At 53.8% G+C, this 21,939-nt stretch carries 23 protein-coding genes; 11 read left to right on the forward strand and 12 right to left on the reverse strand.

The features are described 5' to 3' along the window. The first annotated feature begins 77 nt into the window (after positions 1-77). The 3 genes from IQ241_RS04615 to IQ241_RS04625 are packed head-to-tail and all read left to right on the forward strand — an operon-like array spanning position 78 to position 1,390. Positions 78-671, forward strand: coding sequence for a hypothetical protein (locus tag IQ241_RS04615; RefSeq protein WP_193905247.1), 594 nt, complete (start codon positions 78-80; stop codon positions 669-671). Positions 672-679: 8 nt separating this feature from the next. After that, complete coding sequence (locus IQ241_RS04620; protein WP_228021378.1) at positions 680-1,150, forward strand: thioredoxin domain-containing protein; 471 nt, start codon at positions 680-682, stop codon at positions 1,148-1,150. A 21-nt stretch (positions 1,151-1,171) separates the two neighbouring features. Beyond that, a complete protein-coding gene (locus IQ241_RS04625) occupies positions 1,172-1,390 on the forward strand; it encodes a hypothetical protein (protein WP_193905249.1) in 219 nt (72 codons plus the stop codon). A 3-nt stretch (positions 1,391-1,393) separates the two neighbouring features. On the opposite strand, the gene IQ241_RS26350 is transcribed toward IQ241_RS04625, so the two are convergent. Then, entirely contained in the window at positions 1,394-1,549 is a 156-nt protein-coding gene (locus IQ241_RS26350) for a pentapeptide repeat-containing protein (protein ID WP_193905250.1), read from the reverse strand. A gap of 1 nt (position 1,550) precedes the next feature. Next, positions 1,551-2,477: a pentapeptide repeat-containing protein gene (locus IQ241_RS04635; protein ID WP_193905251.1), complete on the reverse strand. Its 927-nt coding sequence runs from the start codon at positions 2,475-2,477 to the stop codon at positions 1,551-1,553. A 410-nt stretch (positions 2,478-2,887) separates the two neighbouring features. On the opposite strand from IQ241_RS04635, the gene IQ241_RS04640 reads away from it, so the two are divergent. The 3 genes from IQ241_RS04640 (at position 2,888) to IQ241_RS04650 (ending at position 5,887) form a co-directional block, all read left to right on the forward strand. Next, on the forward strand, positions 2,888-3,895 hold the full coding sequence (locus IQ241_RS04640; RefSeq protein ID WP_193905252.1) for an Npun_R2821/Npun_R2822 family protein: 1,008 nt from the start codon (positions 2,888-2,890) through the stop codon (positions 3,893-3,895). 65 nt (positions 3,896-3,960) lie between these two features. Then, a complete protein-coding gene (locus IQ241_RS04645; protein WP_193905253.1) occupies positions 3,961-5,055 on the forward strand; it encodes a polysaccharide pyruvyl transferase family protein in 1,095 nt (364 codons plus the stop codon). A gap of 49 nt (positions 5,056-5,104) precedes the next feature. Continuing rightward, positions 5,105-5,887, forward strand: a complete 783-nt coding sequence (locus IQ241_RS04650; protein ID WP_193905254.1) for a pantothenate kinase — start codon at positions 5,105-5,107, stop codon at positions 5,885-5,887. Here the strand turns inward: IQ241_RS04650 and IQ241_RS04655 are convergent. Further along, positions 5,865-6,626 carry a M48 family metallopeptidase gene (locus IQ241_RS04655; RefSeq protein WP_228021379.1) on the reverse strand — a complete coding sequence of 254 codons (762 nt, stop codon included), beginning with the start codon at positions 6,624-6,626 and terminating at the stop codon, positions 5,865-5,867. The genes IQ241_RS04650 and IQ241_RS04655 overlap by 23 nt on opposite strands. A 451-nt stretch (positions 6,627-7,077) precedes the next feature. Here IQ241_RS04655 and IQ241_RS04660 point away from each other — a divergent pair, with 451 nt between their 5' ends. Continuing rightward, complete coding sequence (locus tag IQ241_RS04660; protein WP_193905256.1) at positions 7,078-7,608, forward strand: DUF4330 domain-containing protein; 531 nt, start codon at positions 7,078-7,080, stop codon at positions 7,606-7,608. 28 nt (positions 7,609-7,636) lie between these two features. Here the strand turns inward: IQ241_RS04660 and IQ241_RS04665 are convergent, their stop codons facing one another. After that, positions 7,637-8,314, reverse strand: coding sequence for a cofactor assembly of complex C subunit B (locus tag IQ241_RS04665; protein WP_193905257.1), 678 nt, complete (start codon positions 8,312-8,314; stop codon positions 7,637-7,639). Positions 8,315-8,449: 135 nt separating this feature from the next. Between IQ241_RS04665 and IQ241_RS04670 the strand changes: the two genes are divergently transcribed. Next, positions 8,450-9,772, forward strand: a complete 1,323-nt coding sequence (locus IQ241_RS04670) for a D-alanyl-D-alanine carboxypeptidase (RefSeq protein WP_228021380.1) — start codon at positions 8,450-8,452, stop codon at positions 9,770-9,772. A gap of 9 nt (positions 9,773-9,781) precedes the next feature. Here the strand turns inward: IQ241_RS04670 and lptC are convergent, their stop codons facing one another. Next, positions 9,782-10,930 (reverse strand): LPS export ABC transporter periplasmic protein LptC, encoded by a 1,149-nt coding sequence (gene lptC, locus IQ241_RS04675; protein ID WP_193905258.1) that lies wholly within the window; start codon positions 10,928-10,930, stop codon positions 9,782-9,784. 135 nt (positions 10,931-11,065) lie between these two features. Next, positions 11,066-11,695, reverse strand: coding sequence for a LabA-like NYN domain-containing protein (locus tag IQ241_RS04680; RefSeq protein ID WP_193905259.1), 630 nt, complete (start codon positions 11,693-11,695; stop codon positions 11,066-11,068). Between the two features lie 776 nt (positions 11,696-12,471). Between IQ241_RS04680 and IQ241_RS04685 the strand changes: the two genes are divergently transcribed. The 3 genes from IQ241_RS04685 to IQ241_RS04695 all read left to right on the forward strand — a co-directional run bounded on the left by IQ241_RS04685 (position 12,472) and on the right by IQ241_RS04695 (position 15,030). Continuing rightward, positions 12,472-13,254 carry an LmeA family phospholipid-binding protein gene (locus tag IQ241_RS04685; protein ID WP_228021381.1) on the forward strand — a complete coding sequence of 261 codons (783 nt, stop codon included), beginning with the start codon at positions 12,472-12,474 and terminating at the stop codon, positions 13,252-13,254. Between the two features lie 106 nt (positions 13,255-13,360). After that, entirely contained in the window at positions 13,361-14,011 is a 651-nt protein-coding gene (locus IQ241_RS04690; protein ID WP_193905261.1) for a MotA/TolQ/ExbB proton channel family protein, read from the forward strand. A 107-nt stretch (positions 14,012-14,118) separates the two neighbouring features. Beyond that, on the forward strand, positions 14,119-15,030 hold the full coding sequence (locus IQ241_RS04695; protein ID WP_193905262.1) for a peptidoglycan recognition protein family protein: 912 nt from the start codon (positions 14,119-14,121) through the stop codon (positions 15,028-15,030). A gap of 11 nt (positions 15,031-15,041) precedes the next feature. On the opposite strand, the gene IQ241_RS04700 is transcribed toward IQ241_RS04695, so the two are convergent. The 6 genes from IQ241_RS04700 to IQ241_RS04725 form a co-directional block, all read right to left on the reverse strand. Continuing rightward, positions 15,042-15,947, reverse strand: coding sequence for an Npun_R2821/Npun_R2822 family protein (locus IQ241_RS04700; RefSeq protein WP_193905263.1), 906 nt, complete (start codon positions 15,945-15,947; stop codon positions 15,042-15,044). Positions 15,948-16,034: 87 nt separating this feature from the next. Then, positions 16,035-17,996, reverse strand: a complete 1,962-nt coding sequence (locus IQ241_RS04705) for an ABC transporter ATP-binding protein (RefSeq protein ID WP_228021382.1) — start codon at positions 17,994-17,996, stop codon at positions 16,035-16,037. Positions 17,997-18,102: 106 nt separating this feature from the next. After that, positions 18,103-19,350: a glycosyltransferase family 4 protein gene (locus tag IQ241_RS04710; protein ID WP_193905265.1), complete on the reverse strand. Its 1,248-nt coding sequence runs from the start codon at positions 19,348-19,350 to the stop codon at positions 18,103-18,105. Positions 19,351-19,595: 245 nt separating this feature from the next. Further along, positions 19,596-20,429, reverse strand: a complete 834-nt coding sequence (locus tag IQ241_RS04715; protein ID WP_193905266.1) for a sulfotransferase domain-containing protein — start codon at positions 20,427-20,429, stop codon at positions 19,596-19,598. Between the two features lie 119 nt (positions 20,430-20,548). Continuing rightward, positions 20,549-21,412 (reverse strand): ribosome biogenesis GTPase YlqF, encoded by an 864-nt coding sequence (gene ylqF, locus IQ241_RS04720; protein ID WP_193905267.1) that lies wholly within the window; start codon positions 21,410-21,412, stop codon positions 20,549-20,551. 66 nt (positions 21,413-21,478) lie between these two features. Further along, positions 21,479-21,895 (reverse strand): universal stress protein, encoded by a 417-nt coding sequence (locus IQ241_RS04725; protein WP_193905268.1) that lies wholly within the window; start codon positions 21,893-21,895, stop codon positions 21,479-21,481. Between the last annotated feature and the right edge of the window lie 44 nt (positions 21,896-21,939).

Consider the following 21,939-nt stretch of genomic DNA (forward strand, 5'->3'; position numbering starts at 1 on the left):
CTCAGAAACAGGAGTATCAATCGAAAATTGCAATGCTCCTGTTTTTTTTCTATTTTCCTCTAGGTCTTTAAAAGCCCATGCAGCCTAAGTTCTCTACCCTGATTATGCTTACCCTGATCTGCGCTGCTTTGCTGACCCCATTTGCAGTGAGCTCGGTCTATCTTGATGCACTAAGAGAACGCTCTGTAGAACTGCACCAGTTCATGCGGGGGGAAATTTATAAACAAGCGACCGGTTTCACCGCGCTGTTTTTTGTGCTGGTGGAAATGCTGCTCAGCTTAAGAAAGCGCAGCCGCAGCTGGTTTGTAAAAGTCAAAATTCCGGGTTCAGTCTTATTCTGGCGCAGCCTGCATATTTTTGTCGGGGTAGGGCTGCTGGCGGTCGTGCTGGTGCATACCCTGGGCTCGAACGGGCTTAACTACAATGCGGTTTTTCTATGGATGTTCTTTGCCGTCACCCTTTCGGCCCTAGTCGGCGTAGTGGCTGAAACGGGGGTTCTAGAATCTTCGCGGAAGTTTTTTAGCCTGGCGGGGAAGTCCGAAGCGGGCGTGGGTAAGGGCACCCTGATTCGCAACATGCGGGCCGTTTGGCTGCCGACCCATATCTTTTTGGTGAGCGTGTTTACCCTAATGCTGGGGGGACATATTTTTCTAGCCTATTATTTTCAGTGATGACTGCGATGGCTGCTGCGAAAGAACAATTCCCTAGAAGAAGGCTGACCGCTGTTGCGGCAATCCTGATCGCTGGGCTGCTGACGGTGCTGCTGACGCGACCGGCAGAGACGGCGGTGAGCTTTACGCCCCTGTCCGGGCTGATGACGCTCAAGGCAACGGCGGCTGAGGCGGTGCCCTATGAGGTCGCGATCGCGAACCCAAAACCCACCCTCATCGAGTTCTACGCCGACTGGTGTACCACCTGCCAGGCGATGTCGCCAACCGTGGCCGCCCTGCATCAGCAATATGCAGAGCGGCTCAACTTTGTCATGCTCGATGTCGATCGGCCCCAGTGGGCGTCCCAAGTGTCTGACTATGGGGCTTCCGGCGTTCCTCAGTTCACGCTGTTGGACTCAGAGCAGCAGGTTGTCAAAACTTGGGTCGGCAAAGTTCCCAAGGCTGTCTTCAAGACTGTTTTCGATCAAATTTTAGGCTAGCGGTAAGCGCAGAGGTCTATTATGTCAATTCTGAACCAGTTCCTCAAGTTCCTCGAATGGCTCGAAGCCGCTCAGACCATCTTTGATTTTCTCACTCATCCCATTGGACTGTCAGCGGTACTGGCAGTCTGCTTCTATTTTCCTATGCAGATCCTGGGCTGTGACGCCCCTACCGCTGCGACCCTCTCATGCACAACGGCCCTGACGATGTTTTGTCTATTAGAACGGCCTGACTTTTGAGCTTCACGACAGTCTGCCGGTAAAAATGCCCCAGTTTAGATTAGCACCAGTCAAGATTGCGTCGTGTAAATTGGCCCCTCTCAGATCCGCCCCTCTCGGGTCAGCCCCGCTTAAATCTGCTGATTCAAAGCAGGCATTGCGACAGTCGGCTGCGTTCAAGTTAGCTAGGTACGTTCAAAGCGCCGTTTGCCCTGAGCCAGGTTGTCTGCGCCAGCGTCAGCCCTTGAGCATCGGTAAAGACAGCCCCGGCAACCCGGCTTGCAGCCAGACCTACCCCAGCCAGGCTGGCATTTTCCAAATTTGCCTGCTGCAGATTAACGCCAGTCAGGTCGGCCCCGGTCAGGTCAGCCTCGGCCAGCTGCGCACCAAAGAGAGAAGCCCGCTCCAAATTGGCCTTTTGCAGGCTGGCTCTGGTCAAGTCAATCCAGTCGGCCTGAGCCTGAAGTAAAAGCGCACCTGCTAGGTTCGCTGCTGTTAGATTGGCATTCAGCAGCTCTGCCTGGGTAAAGTTAGCTCCAACCAAGTTGGCCTGGGTCAAATCGGCGGCTTCTAATTCTGCCAGATAAAAAGAGGTGCCCTGTAGGGTTGCCCGTTGCCAAACGCTCTGGCCCAGCTTGGCCCCACAAAAGCTAGCGCCGCTGAAGTCAGCTCGGCTGAGAACGGCCTGGGTCAGGTTGGCGTTCTTAAACAGGGCTCCGCAACCCGTTACCTCGGTCAGACAAGCCTGGTTCAACGTGGCAAATGACAGGTCGGCATCGTCTAGGACTGCACCATGAAACCTGGCGCGAGGCGCATGCAGCTCTCGTAAAATTCCGCGCTCTAGCCTTGCCCGAATCAGCTCCGCTGCCTCCAACTGCGCCCCTTCAAGGGAAGCTCCCGATAAAACGGCGAGGATCAGGGTAGCTTTGGAAAAATTAGTTCCCAGGCAGGAGGCGCCGGTGAGATTGGCGCAACGTAGATAGGCTTGGGAAAAATTGCCTCGATCGAGCTGGGCTCCTGCGAGATCGATATGGCTCAGTTCAGCCTGCTGCAGCGACTGATGCGACTGAACTCTAGAAACCACTTCTCTAACCGTCAGCTGAGTCATTGTAAATAATTCCTAAACAGTATCAAAAGTAACAATTTGCGCTGATGACTGTATAATACACAACTGTTTTATTCGATTACCTATGGCTTGAGGATTCGTTTCCCTTTTTGTCCAGACTTCCTGACATCGGCCCCCCTGAGCTGGCGAGGAGTCCGCGAGGGCCAGGTTCGCAGCTCTGAAAGATTGGCTGAACCATAGTTCCAATCGCTGCTAGCAGCTTGGCAAACACACCTGCCAATCAAGAATTCATGGGTTAAACTTGACTGAGAAATGGTAACCCACCAATGTCCCGAGGTGATAGAGCATACGATGCTGCATAAAGTGCTGGTTGGGCATCTTTTTTCTGAAGCCAGAACTGTGAATAATTCAAATTCAACTGATTTAGACATTGACGCTGTGAAATTTAGGGTATGACTAAAGCAGGCTCGAAAAATGGAATATATTTGCTATCCAATGATGTGGTTATCGACCAGGTCATTGCACTCATCAATAGTATTAAAGCAAACTACAGCAACGATATTCCCATATGCATTATTCCTTACAACGATGAAATCGAAAGTCTAAAAAAGATAATTTCTCAGTTTGAGCATGTTTTTTTGTTTGAGGACCAGAAGTCGATTCAAAAATGGGATCATTTCGTTCGAGATATCCATCAGATATTTTTAGCCTATCCCTTTCAAGATAAACCTAAAAGGCGGATAGAAACGCCAACCATGCATAGAAAGTACTGTGCATTTGATGGATTATTCGAGAGGTTTATCTATATTGATACCGATACACTGGTTATGAAACCGCTGGATCATGTATTTAGAGCCCTCGACACCTATGACTTTGTTGTTCATGATTTTCAGCGTAAGACCGACCGAAAGAAAAAAACTGTGCAGAGTTTCTTTAATGCTTTGAAAGCAGACTATAGCTCGGAAGAGGATCTGTATCTACGCTTTCACTGCGGCGGATTCTGGGCATCTCACCGAAAGCTTTTCACTGAAGCAGACCTGGCTTTCTTCCTAGATGAGGTCAAAGCAGGTGACGCCGAAGCTTTTAGAGCTGAGATTCGAGGCGAGCTGATAGCGCAGCTGCTAGAGCAAACAATGCTCAACTACATGACTATCAAGAAAAAAGTCAGCCTTTACAACTTTACTTTAAATGAGGGGGCCGAGCACAGCACGGGCTGCAACGTCACGTCGAAACATTTCAGGCAGTCTGAAAATGTGCTCTACGATCGAAACAAACGGCTGACATATCTGCACTATATGGGAATCAAAAATAGCCGATTCTTCCGCCTTTCCCGCCTATACGAAAAGCCAATTCCCTGGAAGCAGCTTGCCGCAAAGCTGTGCGACAAGCTGCTAAATTGGGAAATATCAAATATTCCCTACGGCGACCTTTTTGTCCATTACAGGTTTATGAATAAATAGTTATTGCGAAGGAAACCTAGCGCCCTATTGCCGAAAGTCCATATCTCTATACCGTTATACCTGCCATGCAAACATCTATTGTCATGCAAACCCCTAAGGATATTCAGCAGAAGCTTTACGATGCGCTTGAGCAGATAGAGCCTTTCAAGCATTGCGCTTTGCTGAGTTTCCCTGACCATTACAACGTCGGCGACCACTTAATATGGCTAGGCCAGGTTTTTTATCTACGCAAAGTCCTGAACGTTGACATCAGCTACGCATCTAGTATCGAAAAGTTCTCACCAGAAGTCATGCAGCGCCGACTCCCTGAGGGCGCACCGCTGCTAATATGTGGGGGCGGCAATTTGGGGGACGTATGGTCTTACTATCAAAGATTCTACGAACGCATTGTTCGCGAGTATCCCGACCGTAGAATCATTATTTTTTCACAGGCCGTTAAATTTCGATATCCCAACCGGCTAGAAGAGGCAAAATCTGTTTTCAACTCTCATCCAGATTTAACAATTTTTATCCGGGATCATTACAGCTACGCGGTTGCTAGTGAGCACTTTAGCAGCTGCAAAGTTTTACAGGCACCTGATATGGCGTTTGCCCTAAGTGGTTTATCGGGCTTAAAATCTGATTACAAAAGCAAGTCAGATGTGCTTTACCACTGCCGAAACGATCACGAATTCAATCGGGAGTTTGACGATAAGGGATTTGAAATTGACAAAATGAAGACGGAAGACTGGCAGTCTTTTCGCTTTAAAGGCAGTCCTAGGGTTGCTTCTGTTGCGGGTGTCAAGTGGCTATTTCAATACAGCTGGGAGCAGGGTCAAATTCTTCCATTTGAATGGGTCGAGCGCCAGTACTGGCAGCGGTTCCACAGGGATTTACAGTATTTAAAGGATACCCCCGAGCAGCATTTACATCTCAAGTCCTGGATGTTTATGCACCATGGCGTCTATCAGTTCAAGAAGTACCGGCTAATTGTCACGAATCGTCTCCATGGCCACATTTTGGCGACGCTAATGGAAATACCCCATGTATTCTTGGCCAATTCCTATCATAAGAACCTGGGCTTTTACGAAACCTGGACAGGAGATGTTCCCTACTGCCGGTTTGTCAAAGACCCTTCTAACGTTGCCCGGGCCGCAAAAGAGCTCATGTCGCTGACCTAAGGCGTTGAACTTACTTGAGACGGCATAAGACGGCAAGCGCCTATTTCCCATGGCTGATGATTGGCTGGCTTTGGCAATTGGCAATTCGCGCCTTCACTGGGCGGCTTTTCGCGGTCAGCAGCTACTCCAGACCTGGCATACGCTGCATCTACCGCCAGAAACAGTCGCTCGCCTGATTGCCAATGGGTTTCAGCCTGCGATCTGGGCAGGGCTAACCCAGGACCTAGTGCCCCTCCTGACCCAGCCGGGACTATGGCTCGCTTCGGTCGTGCCCCAGCAGACCGCCATCTGGGCCGCCGCCGCCGTCACCGTTGAACCCGAGCAGATTCCGCTCAAGGGATGCTATTCCGGCCTGGGCCTGGACCGCATTCTGACGCTTTGGGGCGCTGCCTGGACTGGCGGATGGCCAGCTTTGGCGATTGATGCGGGAACGGCACTCACCCTGACTGCAGGTGATGCGGACACGGTTTTAGGCGGCGCTATCTTGCCCGGCCTACGACTCCAGTCCCAGGCTTTGGCTCAGGGGACGGCGGCACTGCCAGCAGTCAGCTGGCACCCGCGCCTGCCCCCCCGCTGGGCTAAGGAGACGACGGCTGCGATTCAGTCTGGAATCCTCTATACGCTGCTGAGTGGTCTGCAAGACTATCTTGACGACTGGTGGCAGACTTTTCCTCAGGGCCAGGTGGTACTCACCGGCGGCGATGGCTCGCTCATTCATACCTACCTACAGCAGTGCACCCCAGAGGTCGCCTCTAGGGTGCGCTTTGACCCAGCTCTCATTTTTCGAGGGATCTGTGCCTATCGAGAAACTACAGCAGGGGCTGAATGTTAGCAGTATAGGCCGATTCGCTGAGGCCGTCATCCGCTTCGGCAATGGCAGACTCATTCAACATCGTTTGCAGCCGCTCTACCCGGTTTTGCGCATTAGGATGGGTGCTGAGAAACTCAGGCGGCGATCCTCGGCGCACCAGCTTCTGCATGAAGCTGACCATTGCTGACTGGGCATAGCCCGCCCGCCCTAGCGTTTCAAAGCCATGCTGATCAGCTTCGTATTCGTCTTCGCGGCTAGCTGGGAGCTGCAGCGCAACTTGCACGCCAATGTTCACAAGCCGGTCTCGATTGACGCCTAGGGCACCGGTGATGCCCTGCGCGATCGCAACCTGACGCATCTGCTTTAGGGCATGCTTGCCGGCAATATGACCAATTTCATGCCCCAGCACACTGGCTAACTCCGCCTCGTCAGAGGCCGCTTGAATCAGGCCAGTCGTGACATAGACATAGCCGCCCATCGTTGCAAAGGCATTGACGGCGTCGTCGTTAACCACCTGAAATCGGTAGGGCAGATTGGGTCGATCGCTGGCCGGCACCAGGCGCTGGCCGACGCTGTTGACATAGCTGGTGACGGCATCGTTGTTATAGAGTCGAAACTCGCCGCTGTTCAACAGCTGCTGGTTGATTTGACCGCCTAGCTGAACTTCCTGCCGGTCCGAGATGTTAGACAGCTGGTAGACCCGAATACCGTTGAAAATCAGGTCAAAGATGCCTGCATGGGAGGGTTGGGGGGTTGCCATCCCGATTCCAATGGTCATCACAAAGGCCATTAGGCCATATAGGAAACGACGATAAATTTTGCCTGGAGTTATAAACCGCATCTTGGACATGGCTGTGGGGAATTTATTATCAAGAAAAAACTTAAGCTTTTATTATCGCAATCTTCATAGCGATGGTAGCTGACTTCAAAGCTGTAGATTGTCGCCCTGTAGGGGGAACTTTTTCCCTCTCATTCAGAATAGCTTTTGAAAACAGGGATCGTCTAATAGGCCTGTGACAATTTTGAAATTGCAGACTCAGTATCTGGTTTGACTTCGGGATGCTTACTCAAAGGCTGCAAACAGAGGCAGCACAATTCTGAGCCGACCTGTCACCTAAGAGAAGCATCCCTGTGATTAAATACTAACGATCCCAATTCGGTTGGAAATCGAAATTATTACCTATATTGATGGGGTAGGAGCTTTCTCTGCTATGGCTATTTTAGATTCAAAAGGGCGGCTTTTCGGTAAGCTCAGCCTGCTCGACCTCGGCGCCGCGATCGCGATTCTAATTGTGGTGGTGGGAATTTTCTTTTTTCCTGGGACGTCGGGGTCGGTCGCCCAGGTAGGCAGCACAACTCAGGATATTGAGGTAGACGTCATCGCTCGAGGGCTGACCGTGCTCAATCCCGAGGATTTTCTACAGGAAATGGCGCAGGAGAAATCAACCAAGATCATTGTACGCAATCAGGAATACGGTCAGGTCGAGGTTAAATCAGTCATTGCCCTACCCCGCAGCGTGGCAGTACCGCAGCCGGATGGGTCAGTCAAATCCTATCCCGACCCGCGTCCCGAGCTAGGCTATACCGCTGATATGCTGATTACGCTGGGCGGGCCAGCCCAGATCACTCCAGACGGCCCGGTACTGGGGAACAATAAGGTCAAAATCGGCACCCCGATCGAGATTGAGGGTTCAACCTATGATTTCAAGGTGAGTACTGTAGCAGTGCGAATTTTAGAATAGCCTTATTCTCCCCGGTTCAATCAGGGGTTCAATCAGGCGAGACCAGGGAATCGGAGGCCATTTCAACCTGCGAGTCGAGGCTATCCCCTATCTTTTCAGAGATTCCTGCAATCCAGGCTTCGTCTTGCTGAGTATAGCTGCGCGGTGCGTTTGCGCCTAGAATCAGCGCCCCTTGCTGGCCCAGGGGTTGACAAATCACGCCCTGAGTATTTTCAGGTAAATAGTCAAACTCAACTCGGCCTGGATAGATGGAGAGGTTGACGAGATAAACGGGACGTTTTTTTTCTAGCACGCGCTGTAAAATCGGACCGGGCTTGACCTGCGAGTTGCTGCCTAAAACGCCTCTTCGCAGCAGCACTTGCCCCCTGTAGTAGACCACAATAGAGCGAGTGACCGTATTGGTCAGCAGCAGACTCGAAGCCCAGGCTAGCTCTGTCTTCAATGCGGCTGGCAAATCAGGGTTGAGGTCAAAACCCTCTTGACCTGCTAACTGGACTGTTTCGGGCGATCTGGGCTGAACCTGCTGCCAGAGCAAACCGATTAAAATCAGTAGCGCGCTTAAAATCACGCCCAAGGCGTCGGCACGAGCCTGCGACGCGGTTAGGGCTGGGGTCGCGAGCCGATTGACTAGCAGCAGAACGCCCCCCAAAGCACCCACGAATAGGGGCAGCCGACGCAGGACTTGATTTTGATCGGGTCTTGCCACGATACCTATGACCGGATCGGCAGCCGGGCGAAAAAGCGGATGAGTCCCTCTATGGTACCCTAAAGAAAATAGTACATTTGACCTAATGCGGCCGCTAAGCTAACAACAGACGCAATATCAGGACAGGTAAATTCCATGACGCTGCAATTTCTAGGCTCAGCTTTTCTCTCGGCGTGGCTCGGGACCGGTAGCTGGCAGCCAATAGAAAGCCTACAGCTGAGCTCGGTAGACCTGCGTGTCGCCTGGGAGTCGCCTTGGCTGGCCCAGCTGTCAGCGCCCGATCCGACAGCTGAAGCGATTGTCAATGAATACCTCGAGGGGCTGAGCGCGGCAGGTTTTAGCCGCGAGGCCCAGGGCGTGTGGCTGGCTACCGGCCACACACCAATGGCGCAATCCCAGGGCGATCAGCGCTTCCCAGCGGCTTCCCTGACGAAAATTGCAACTACGCTGGCGGCGCTCTCGACCTGGGGGCCTGAGCATTCCTTCGAGACCCTGGTGGGCTGGCGGGGCCAGCTGGCTGATGGTATGATACAGGGCGATTTGATCATTCAGGGCAACGCCGACCCGCTGTTTGTTTGGGAAGAAGCGATCGCGCTAGGGAATGCGCTACAGCGGCTTGGCGTGCGGCGGGTGACCGGCGACCTGGTGATTGTCGGCAGCTTTACGATGAATTTTCAAACGGACACGTTGACCGCCGGGCAGCTGTTACAGCAGGCAATGGATACTCGCCTTTGGTCAAGTGAAGTCTGGCAGCAGTATCAAACTATGCCCCCCACGACGGCCCAACCCCAGGTTCAAATCGAAGGTCAGGTCCAAGTCGCTAACCCAGAACGGCTCAATCAGGTCTCTGGCTGGCTGGTACGGCATCGTTCACTGCCGCTAGCTGCGCTTCTCAAAGCAATGAATATCTATAGCAACAATGCCATGGCCGAGCTAATCGCGGATAGCTTGGGTGGACCGAGCGCCGTTATCCAAACAGCCGAAGCGCTGGCCCGCGTGTCAGCCGATGAAATCGAGCTGATTAATGGCTCTGGGCTGGGCGAACAGAACCAGATCTCAGCTCGGGCCGTGGTCGCTATGCTTCAAGCAATCCAGGCCGAGCTGCAGCCCCAAGATTTGACCATAGCCGATCTGTTCCCCATCGCCGGAGCGGATGGGGGCACCCTTGACGCCCGCAAACTACCGCCCCACGCTGCCCTGAAAACTGGCAGCCTTGCCTCGGTGAGCGCCCTGGCTGGCGCATTCCCCACAGAGCAAAAAGGCATTGTTTGGTTTGCGCTGATCAACTACGGCTCTGGTCTGGAGGAACTGCGGACTCGACAAGACCGCCTGCTAGCGGCGCTAGAACAGCGCTGGGGCCGGGCCGAGGCAGTGCCGCCCGGCCTCAAAACGACTATCCAAATCGGCCAGGGAGATTACCAACTGGGTGATCCCAGGCGCAACCAGGATATGCTGTAATGTTCCAATTTACGGAACGGGTAGGTTTTCAGGCACAAACTCAGTGACCACGCCGCCGCTGACGGTAACCGTATCCTGGGCCAGGTTACCGACGGCCCGAGGCCCAGAAACGTCCACCAGGGGGTCGCGCTGGCGGAAGCGGACATTGCCCTCTGCCTCAACCTGCTGGCTTTCAAACTGCCAGCTGAGCCGGTCGGCGGTGAGCAGGGAGCCATTTTGGCGGTTAGCACGGACGTTTCGGGTGAGATAGACCGTCTGCTGATTCAGATCCATCCTGGCAGCGTCGGCGGTGACAGTCACCTGCGCCTGTTGAAGCTGCACCGGCTGATCGAGAATAACGCTGCCCTGATCGAGATTCCACAAAGCGCTATCGGTGTTCACCTGCAGCGGCCGCTGGGGCAGATCGATCTGGACCGCTTCAGCCAGCTTGACCGTTTTTTCATCCAGTCGGACAATGCCCGATTTTCCCGCCACCCGCTCGGTCACGGTGCGAAACTCCTGACTCTGAAACTGCTCAGCCTGCAGCGGCTGATCGGTCTCAATCCGCTGCTCGTCGATGTACCAGATCATCGCTTCGGCTTTGAATTCGACCCAGGGAGCGGCTTTGGTCTTTGCCGTAACGCCGCCCTCTAGCTCAACCCGACTGTCCTGATTATAGACTCGGGCCTCATTGGCGCTGGCATTAAGCTGAGGGTGACTGCCGCTAATGCGATCGCGGACTAGCAGCAGATCTTCTTTGGGCCGCCACTCTAGCTCGTTGCCCCGCAGCGTAAGCTGATTTTTAACCCCGTTGGCAACGATATTTCCTTCCAGAAATAAGGTTTCACCGTTTTGCTCCACTTCTCCCCTGTCGGCTTTGACCCGATAGATCACCTCGCCGTTCTGGAAGAATTCGCCTTCGGGAGCATTGAGCTGGGCCAGCTGCTTGTCTATGCTGTAGGTCACTGACTGGGCTTTAACCCGCCAAAGCAAGTCGCCGTTTTCGTCCGGCTGCTCCAAGGTGACATCGGTCAGCGTTAAACCCGTTTCGACCTCTGCAGCCGAATCAGCAGACTCAATCTCAGGCCCAGGCTGGGATCGCTGAAAGATTTGAAAGCCAACTCCAGCGGCAACAACAGCCACAGCGACAATCGCAGTCCACCGATACCACTTTGTCATAGTCTGCTGCGGCCTGCCCCGGATGCTATTTGAGAATGTGCTTTCCTAATGTAGCTAATTCTATAGCCCTAGCTACCCAGCAATCGGCTCAAGTTGCCTCAAATAGCTGACCGGATCTGAATCTTGGCAACAAAGCTACGGCTGGATTTCTGCCTCATCCATCACCGCTAGACCGGAAAGCGGACGGTATGAATAGCCGTTCTGAGCGCCGTGGCGGGGCAGCTTCTTAATGTCATTTTTGACGCCGTCTAGATCGATATATCGGTCGGAGACGTTAATCAGGCTGTCACTCGTCATTGAGCGCAGGCTGACGACTTCGATCCGAACGCCGCGATAGCTAGCCGCATCTACGGCATAGGCCAAATCGCCGTCGCCGCTGACCAGCACCGCCGTATCGTAGCAGCCCGTCAGCGCCATCATATCGACTGCAATCTCAACGTCAAGGTTGGCTTTCTTAGAGCCATCCGGCAGCTGAATCAGGTCTTTAGCAATTACCCGGTAGCCATTTCGCCGCATCCAGAGTAAAAATCCCTGCTGCTTTTCATTGGTCTGATCTACACCGGTGTAAAAGAAGGCTCGAAACAGTCGAGAGCCCGCAGTTAGACGGCAAAGTAGTTTGGTATAGTCAATTTCGATACCGAGCTGTAAAGCAGCGTAAAAGAGGTTGGAGCCATCGATAAAGATGGCCACTCGACCACGGTTTTCGAGCACCTGCTCTGGGGTAAAAACAGAGTCATGTCCAAGAATTTGAGGGTGATTCACCATAATTTTTATAAGAAGATGGTTGAGCTTTTAATCTGCCTTTCGGCTGTTGCCTATGGTTCGAGAGGTAGCTTGTGTAAAGTCTATTTTTTTAATAAAGGAAATCCTCGCTGGGTAGGTCGCCTCAGAGCACGTCATGCAGAGGGATCTGTTAGGGCTCCATCCGACTGTGCGGTTGGAACTGTGCGGTTGGAACTGTGCGACTGGACTGTCAGACTAAACCATCAAAATCGCCTATCCAGGCAGTCCTAGGCTAAGGCTGACCAGAGATTAGCCAGGAACCGACAAATCAACTTGGACACATCAACCTGCATTAACAAGCTATTCTATCTCTTCACTAGGCGTTTATTCCTATTATCTTTTCCTTTTCTAAAGATTATCTGACAATCCGGAAGTCGGATACGAGATTTCAAGCCCAATCGAGTTTCGATGGAAACCCGTACAGATTGTCAAAACTAATCACTCCAATTAGTTGGCTTACTATAATTCTGCGAAAATCAGAACTCATCAGCGATTCAGATCAGCGATGTGATTGCCGAGAAATTATAGGTTTTTCTAATCACAAACCCGTAAAAAAGCAATCACAAAAGGCTTAGCCCATTTTTGCTCAGGCGCTGTAGGCTAAGAATGTTAACTAATTTAACAAACCGCGATCGCGCTTAGCGCAGGGTTGAGGGGTTGAAAGCTCAGTTCGGCGACTGTGGCGGTTTGCTTCACAGTTTGTTACAAGTAGAAATAATCTTTAACCGAGGGTAACGATCAGCATGTTAGGCGGCCTGATGGGATCCCAATCGACCTCAGCCGATTTTGGCGAGCAGATGCTCAACTCTGTAGCTCGCCAGGCGATTCAGAGGTTATTTACCAAAAGTCAGTCGGTTGAGGTGACGATTCGCTGCTCTCCTTCTAGCAAGCTGCTTCAGGGTGTTGTCGATAGCTTTCAGATGCGGGGAGAGGGGCTAGTGATTCGCCGCGCTTTTGAAGCGGAGGAAATGGAATTTGAGACGGATGCCGTATCCCTTGACATGGGGATGGGAGGCGTGCTGTCGGGTAAGCTGCGCCTCAAGCAGGCCACCCATGCGGTCGCCATGGTCAAGTTGACAGAAGCGGCGATCAATCGGGCGTTTGAAGCCGACCTAGTGCGTCAGCGCTTGGAGAACGTAGACCTTGAGCAGCTGACCGATCTGTCGGGGGGTGAGCCCCTCACCTTTCGAGATGTCCATGTTGGGCTACGGCCGGAGCAGCGGGTCAAAATTCATGCCAAGACCGATCTGCCCAACCGCGACAACGTGCCTATCAGCCTGTCGGCCCGGCTGAGCGTAGAGCGACGGCGGCGGGTAATTTTTGCCGATCCCCAATTTGAAGCCGACGATATTCCCGAAGACCTACGATCGCTGTCTGAAGCATTGCTTCCGGGGTTTGTCACCGTGTTAAATCAGATGGTTGACCTGGAGCGCTTTGACCTGGACGGTGTACTGCTGCGCGTCAATCAGCTAGAGGTGCAGGGCAATCGACTGCTGTTTAATGGTTATGCCGAAATCGAGCATTTTCCGAGGGGGCGTTAGGCCCGCGATCGCGGGGTGAGGAATTGGGGGCAAAAACCGCTATATTGCCCCTTGACGATGACCGCAACTACGGCTGTCGTCGCGACGATGTGTACCTCGGTGAGCCATGGGTCTAACCAAACTGTTTTCCCTTGGCGGCGTGGTGATGTGGCCACTGCTGGCCTTTTCCCTACTGGCGACGACGCTGATCTTCGAGCGGCTGCTATTCTGGCTGAAGATCTATCAGCATCAGGAGCGGCTGATTGGACAAGCTTTAGAACTCTATGCCCAAAAGCCGCGGGCTGCGGTCGAGCTGCTCCAGCAGTACCGGCAGCTGCCGCTGGCACGAATTTTTTTAGCTGGCCTAACGTTAGAACAGTCAACCCCCGAGGAGTTCAGGCTGGCGCTGGAAAGCGCAGCCCAATCCGAGCTGCCGCTGCTGAAGCGATTTAACACCATTTTTGAGTCGATTATTGGAGTGGCGCCGCTGCTGGGATTACTCGGGACGATTCTAGGACTGATCGGCTCGTTTTCATCCCTGCGCCTCGGCGAGGTCGCTGGAGAAGAGGCGGTAGGCGTGACCTCGGGCATCGGCGAAGCGCTCGTATCGACGGCGGCTGGGCTGATCGTGGCAATTGTGACGCTGCTGTTTGCCAATCTATTCCTAGGGCTCTATCGCCGTCAGCGGGCCGCCATCCAGGCCCACAGCGGGCATTTAGAAATTCTCTATCGCCGCTACTATCGCCGGGCGCTGCAGCGTCAGCGCAGCCGAGCATAGGACTCAGCGCGGCGCGATCGCCCCTAGCGTGACAGCGCCCCCCTTTTTCTCGGCAATGCTGTACAAAATAGGGGAGATTCAATTCTGTACTCTACCCGGGTAGCTGGATGAAACGAACTGGGTTGACATGGCTAATTAGTAGCGTGGTCTTCTGCCTGGCCGCGCTGACCATTATCACCATTGGGGCAACTCAGTCTGAACTAGAGCCGCTCAGGGCAGCGGTCAGCTCCCTTCCAGCGCAGACCGCTTTGCCCAGCGTAGACCGCTCGCAGACCGCGCTGATCCCATCTAGGCCAGCTTTTAGGCCCGGTCAGGGCGCAGCGCCAACCGGCTCGACGGATTTTGTCTATCGGTTTGCCGACCGGCATTTGTCAGACCAGCAGCCGGTAGACTCAGTAGCCCAGGCTGCACCCAGTGCCCAGCCCCCTAGCTATCAGCCCATCGAAACGATCTATCTAGCCGACCCGTCTAACTATGGAGAGCGCTATCGCGCCGATGCCTACGGGCAGCCCGCTAACCATCAGCTGATTGTGGTCCTCCATGAAACGGTGGGCTCAGCGCTCAGCGCGATTAACCTCTTCCAAACGCCCCACGTTCGCGACGAAGACCAGATCAGCTATCACACGCTGATTGACCGGGAGGGCACCGTCATCTATATCGTCCCGCCAGAGCTGCGGGCGTTTGGCGCGGGCAGCTCCGTTTTCAACGGCCCCAGCGGTGCCGAAGCCGTCGTGACCAATCCGGCCTTGCCAGGTTCGGTCAATAATTTTGCCTACCACGTGTCTTTGGAAACGCCAACCGATGGACGCGGCAATGGCCAGACCCACAGCGGCTATACCGAGGCTCAGTATCGGTCGCTGGCCTGGCTGCTGGCGCGCTCAACCGTTCCTGACCGGCGGATTACGACCCATCGCCAGGTCGATCGCTCGGGAACGCGGATTGATCCCCGCAGCTTCGATTTTGATTATTTTCTCACCCTGCTGCACCAGTATCCCCACCGCCTAGCCCTGGCTGGCTAGGATCAGGGAACTCATCTCGCTTTTCGCAGCATAGCGCTCAGCCGTTGCCGCCAGGATTTCCGGATCGGTGGGGTCTCAACTGATCTGGCATCGGGATCGTCGAGATAGCGATAGTACTCCCAAAGCGTACGGTAAGGACCCCCGGGGCGCATCGGCGTGCCGGCCCAGTGCAGGTAGCGCAGCGGGCGATCGCCGTCGTAAAGCCTGCGATCGCGCTGTTCAAAATGGGGCGAGCCGCCCCAGCTGCCGGGTTCGCTAGGGTTGGCTTTGGCGATATTTAACCGGCGAGGAATGGCTTTGAGCACGAGATAGTTGATGATCGGCTGGTCGGTCGTGCCGCTCGAGAAGTCAAAATACTCGCGGTGCTGGGCACAGTCTTGCAGGAGGTCATACATCTGCTCCAGCGAAATTGCCCCCTTTTTGGAGCCCCACAGACCGCTGTTGAACACATCCTGCAGCGCTTCTGGCGTAAAAATGCCGTCGTCGATGACCCGCTGGGAAAAAATATCCTGAATGCCACGGCCCTTGAAGTGGTAGTCGCAGCAGATAAAATCAGCCTGTTCGAGATAGGCTAGCGTCTCCGTCACGGGACCAAAGAAGAGGATGTCGGTGTCAATGTAGAGAAAATCATCTAGTGGCCCAAACCAGCCTGCTAGCTTTCGCATTTTGTTCGGCAAGGCCAGAAAGTCTTTGGGGAAAATCTCGCCAATCTTCTGGGTAAAGGCCTCTAAAAATGCTAGGTCGGGAAATAGGCTGACCTGATATCGCTGGAGCCGCTCGGCCACGCCCTGATAGCGCTGGTCAAAGGGGATTAGGACAATCGGAACATTCGGGTCATGCCGGCGCAAGCTGCTGAGCAGCGCGATCGCGTTATCGGCAACCCGGTCGTTCGCTACGATGTAAATTCCACGCTGCATGATAGTTCCTATCTGGTGATCGTCAGCCTCTCGCTCCGGCTGGTCGGCCCCGAGGCAAACCCCATTTGGCCCCAATCTAGTCCCAATTTAGCCCTTGAGCAGGTCCTTATTTGCCTTTTCAAAATGCTCGATAGACTTCAGCAGGTTAACGGCGTTTTCGTAGGCCGTTGAAGTCATTTCATCGCGTTCCCGCGCATTCGGCAAGGACTCATCGGCCAAGAGGCCCAGCGCCCCGATGATGTTATTTAGGTTTGAGCGCATTTCATAAGAGGTTTGCGTCACGGCCTGCTCCAGGGACGACGTTTCCTCAACCGGCTCGCCCTTAATCTGCTCTGAAAACTGAATCGCGCAGAGCTGGGCGTAATACTCGCCCTTCTGAAGCAGCTCGGCGTGGCTGCCCATCTCAACAACCCGCCCCTGCTCCAGTACGACGATCCGGTCGGCATTCTGAATCGTCGAAAGCCGGTGGGCGATGACTAGCGTGGTGCGATCGCGACTCAGCTGATCAATGGCCTTCTGCACCAGCCGTTCCGAAATCGTATCCAGGGCACTGGTCGCCTCGTCCAGGATGAGGATATCCGGGTCCTGTAGCAGGGCTCTAGCAATGGCCAATCGCTGCCGCTGGCCACCCGACAGCAGTACGCCGCGATCGCCAATCATCGTATTCATCCCTTTGGGCAGACGGGTAATAAATTCGTAGGCATTTGCTCGCTTCGCTGCGTCAATGACTTCTGCTTCAGTGGCGGTTGGCCGACCATAGAGCAGGTTCTCATGGACGGTTGCATTGAATAAGAACGTGTCCTGGCTAACGATTCCCAGCCGCTTCCGAAAGCTCTTAATATTAAACTCTCTAAGGTCAATTCCATCGATCTGGATGCTGCCCTCGGCGGGGTCATAGAAACGGGGTAGCAGGTCTGCCATCGTAGATTTACCTGCCCCCGATGAGCCTACTAAAGCCAGCGTCGTCCCCTTTGGCAAATATAAATCAATATCGCGCAGGACATATTCATCGTGTTCAGGATATTTGAAATAGAGATGGCTAAAGCGAATCCCCTCAATCAGGTCGGTATACTGCCGGTGCCCCTGGGGCATAAAGGGCTTGTCATCGCGTCGGAGGAAGTCACTGATAATGGCAACGCTGGGCGCAGAGTTGGCAAACTGACTTCGAGCCGCATTGAGCTGGCCAATATAGGGCAGCATCCGAAATAGCAAAAACAGGTAAGTCAGCAAAACGGTCGAAAAAGCGGCGAGCTGACTTTTGAATAGCAGCCTGCCGATGGTAGCGACCGCAATCAGCGCCAGGATGCTGAGCACTTCATTGATTGGCCCGATGCCAGCAAAGAGCAGCTGCGATTCATATTCTGCAATTTCCCGATCCAGAATCAGCTGGTCGATGACGCCATACTCAAAATCCTCATTGGCCGTTGCTTTAACTAAGCGGATACCTGACAGGACTTCAACAATCCGAGATGAATAATCGCGGGATAGCTTTGATAGGCGTTCTCCAAATTGCTTCGAACGCCGGACGGCAGTCTGGTTGGCTAGCGCGACTAGTCCCAAAGCCAGGGTTGAGATCAGCGTTAACTGCCATGACGCTAAGATGAGTAAAACGAGAAAGACTGAGATCGTAATGACGATCGTTGCCAAGCGAGTCAGGGTTCGAATCGCTACGGTCGTACGGCTAACTTCCGCATTCAAGTGGTTGATTAAATCGCCAGCTTTCGTTCTGGAAAAGTAATCTAAGTCAACGTCCAACAGAATGCGCAGGCCGTCTCGGCGTAAGCCTGCGGCCAGCTGTCGATTAAGTTTTCCCGAGGCCAAAGCGCTAGCGTAGGTCGAAGCATTTTTCAGCACAATCATCAGGACGATTGCCATTGCCATGACGGGCAAGCGGTACTGATCTGGAACGCTGTCAAAAAGGCCTAGGAAGTGCTTCAAAAGCGCGGGTAGTTCCCGTTTGATTTCGGTGGCCTGACCCAGCAGCTCCAGCAAAATTGGAATGATCAGAACGGTGCCAACGCCGTTGAACAAAGCACTGGCAAATCCCAAAATAATTGAAAGAAATAATAGTAGGGGATATTTGAAAGTTGACTTAAGGAGGAGTTTTCTAGAGTACATAGCAGCCTGAGGAATTGGTCGACGATTGAACCATTACTTACTCGAAAGACATAGCATTACTCACGGCGTCAGACTGAGTCAGGCGCTCTAGAATCGGCTTCAGCTCGGTCGCCATTGCAGTAATGCTATAGTGCCTGATGCATCGCTCTCGCGCCCGTTTGCCTTTTGCCTCGGCCGCTGAAAACGAGCTGAACATAGATTTCAGAGCCTCTGCGAGCTGATGGGGGCTATCAGGCTCAACCAGATAGCCGGTATCTGCCAGAATATCAGGGATGTCCCCAACTCGAGTTGCTAGAACAGGCTTGGCCAGAGCCATGCCATCTGTCAGTTTAAGGGGGAATTGAGCTTGGGCGATGGGGCTATTGCGCTGGGGTACGACTACAGCATGGGCAGCTGAAACGACTTCTGGCATCTGGTCGTAGCTGTATTTAGGCAGCTGGATAATCCATCGCCCCCACCGTTGCATAAGCGCCTGGTCGTAATTGTCGTAAGGACTGCCCCCGACAATTACGACCCGGTAGTCGGGCTGATTAAGCTGGTCCAACGCTGTCAGAATGTCTTCTATCCCCTTGTGAGGTCGGGGTGCACCAGGAAACATAAGTACCTTGTAACCAGCTAGGCCATACTTAGCCCGACTGGCTTCAGGATCGTATCGGTCTGGGTCAAACAGGTCGGTATCCTTCCCGTTGGGAATGTAGTGACCTCCGAAGCGCTTCTGCAAAAATTTTGTATGTAGCGTGATGGCATCAGCCTTGTCTACCCAGTGTTCAATCCAGCGCAGGTAGAGGGGATGGTCAGGCTGACGTAGTGCTCCGTCGGGTTTGATGACATCTCGTACAACCTGCCGCCATGACTCGGGATAAGAACCCTGGTCGCCTCCATGCCAGCTAAGTTCCCAATCGTCAATGTCAAGGATAATGGGAATGGGACGCTGAGTCCACCAGCGATTGAGTAGGGCCACCCCAAAGCTGCTGGGCTTAAGCTTGTAAGCATAGATTATATTGCCATCTAGCTGAGTCATCAGCTGCTGCGCCGATCGAAAAAAGCGAGGATAGGTGCCTCCGGCTAGGGCCTTAACGGTCATATCAGTAGCAAAGTTGGCTTTGCTGGGGTCATCTATAAAGCCCAAAATTTCAACTGTATATCCTAGCTGCTTGAGCGCAGCAGCCAGTAAAAATGGTCTGACGGCGCCTTTCCATCGACCTGCACCGCTGCTCGATAAATCGCTGGCAATGATGGATACTTTGCCCAGACGTGTCGTTGGCTGGGCGCTACTGTCAGACATAGATGGGTTTTAGGGAGTGGAGATGTGACACAAATCAGCGTTAAGGAGACAATACAAAACGGAGATGGCTGCCGTATAGCTAGAGAAAATCGAAATCCATTCGATATTAGCCTAGGCTTTGAATATCGAATGAAGCCCAGCTGCGACTTTGCTAAAGTTTCATCGGCACGGCTGAATAGCGAGTTTTACTAGGCTATTAACTAACATGCCCTGTAAACTCTCTGTAATTTCCCGATGACGAATTGTCAGTGGCTATAGCCATAAATCGGATTGAGCTCCCGGCTAATGGTCCGATCGAGAAAATCGATCGCTTCAGCTGATAGGTCCTCGCGGTAGCCGCCGACCTTGCCTTTGCGCACCTTGCGCTGAGCCGGACTGCGGTGTCCTTGCAGCACGCCCGCTCTAACGTCAGGGCTGCCTTCGGCCTCTAGCTTCTTCATATTATTGAACGCAGCAAAGTCAATTGCTTCCGCTAAGATTGCGGGCGGAATGGCAAGTTCGAGGAAATCAACGACTCGGCTAAGTTCTTCAAGGGTGTCCCGCTTAAGATCCTCATAGCGGACACAAAGGAACGCCTGAGTCGTATCCTGATAATTCTGCCAGTCGTTATAAAACTGAATGTAAGCGGATAGGTCTTCGCCAGCTAAGACGTACTGATTGAGGTCCGGCGGCAGTATTTTTTGATGCTGGTAGTATCGGGAAACGAGCGCATCTCGCGGATCGCGCACCAGTAAGATAACCTTATGCTGCTGATAGGTATTGCCAAACTGCCCGTACTTTTCATGCATGGGCTTGATTGAGGGCAGATTGGGATTCCGCTCAGAAAACGCGAACAGGTCATGCAGGTTGACCGATTCAATCCCGTAGGCGAGCTGCATGGCTCGACCCAGCATCACCCGCAGCCAGGTTCTGCCGCAGTTAGTCAGCGATAGCAGCAGATACTCTGCCGTTTTACGCTCGCGCTGGTGTTTGTCAGCTGCCGACTCGTAAAGGCGACGGCTGCGATCGCGCAGTCGGTTGAGCAGTGAATAGGTGGGTGGGTGGGTGGTAAAAATGGCCTTCTCTAAGCGGGTTGGCATTGAGCTATCGGGGAAAAACGGGCTTTTATTTGGGCTTTGCTCAGGTTGTCTAAGCTGAATATTACTGTTTTCAAGTATTCCCGCCAGCCTGTCGGTTCAATCTGGATTGTGGTCTGGCTTCAGTCTGGAATTTGCTCTAGGCTCATTTCCCCCAGGCTACCTCTGCGAAAATCCGTCAGCAGCTGCCTTGCCGCTCGTTCGACGTCACCCTGAACCTGCGTCTCAGCCAGCAAAACAAGATAGGTTTCACCGCTGTAGTCCGCCGGGTCAAGGCCAAAGCGCTTTTGCAGCGCCTGCAGGCGGGGCTGCCCAGATTCCGCCGCGTCGAGCTGCTTCAGCAGGTCTACAAAGGCGGCTGCAACCCGCTGCGTATCGTAGGCTGCTTCGCCAATGTCGTCGCAGATAGCCAGCTTCAGAGCGGCCTCCTGGTCGGTCAGATGAGCAGGGATGACGCCCGGGGCATCGAGCAGCTCTAGCTGGTCAGAGATTCTCACCCAGCGGAGCTGACGGGTGACCCCGGCCCGGCGCGCACTCTCGACGACCTTGCGGTTCAGCAGTCGGTTAATCAGCGCCGATTTGCCCACGTTGGGAAAGCCGATCACGACGGCCCGAACGGGACGGGGCCGCATGCCGCGATCGCGGCGACGCTGGTTCATGGCGCTGCCCGCCTGCTGAGCGGCCTGCGCGATCGCGGCGATTCCTTTCCCCTGTTTTGCATTCGCCCAGTAGGGGGTTTCGCCTTGGGCAACAAACCAGCTTTGCCAGCGCTGCCGCGCGGGGTCCGGCACCATATCAACCCGATTTAAAATTAGCAACCGCTGCCGTTCGCCAATCCAGCGGCTAACCTGAGGATGCTCAGTCGATAGCGGAATCCGAGCATCCCGCACCTCCAGCACAACATCGACGCGCTTGAGCTGCTCGACCAGGGCCCGTTCTGCCTTGGCAATATGTCCGGGATACCACTGAATAGACGGGGAAGCCATCGCTTTAGCCTAGCAGAGGCAAAGGGCAGCGGAGAATGGCCAAAGGGATGAACCGACGGCGCGGTTCTAGGGAACGATTAACACCGGGCAGGGCGATAGATTGATCACGCGGCTGCTGACGCTCTCTAGATGGCCCCCTTCGGTGAGGCCAATGCCGCGACAGCCCATGATGATCAAATCCGCTGCAACTTCGTCTGCCACATCGCAGATCACGAAGGCTGGATTTCCCTGCCGCTCAATCGTCTGCGACTCAATCCCCTGCTGCTCGAAGAGGGTTTTAGCCTGCTCTAGCAGCTGAGCGGCAGCAGCCGTTGCCTGGGCCAGAGCCGCCGCCGTGGCGTCGGGGTCAGTTTCTGAATCCACTTCCACAACAGAGAGCAGTACCAGGCGGCTATTGCACAGCTGGGCCAGCTCGAGCGCAGTGCCAGCGACCTGCTTGGCCTCTGGGCCAGCCTCAAGCGGAAATAATACCGTTTTATACATAGGGCTTATCGCGGAGGGACCGCAGACTTCGGTAAGATACTGGG

This window comes from Vasconcelosia minhoensis LEGE 07310 (assembly GCF_015207255.1).
Lineage (GTDB): Bacteria > Cyanobacteriota > Cyanobacteriia > Phormidesmidales > Phormidesmidaceae > Vasconcelosia > Vasconcelosia minhoensis.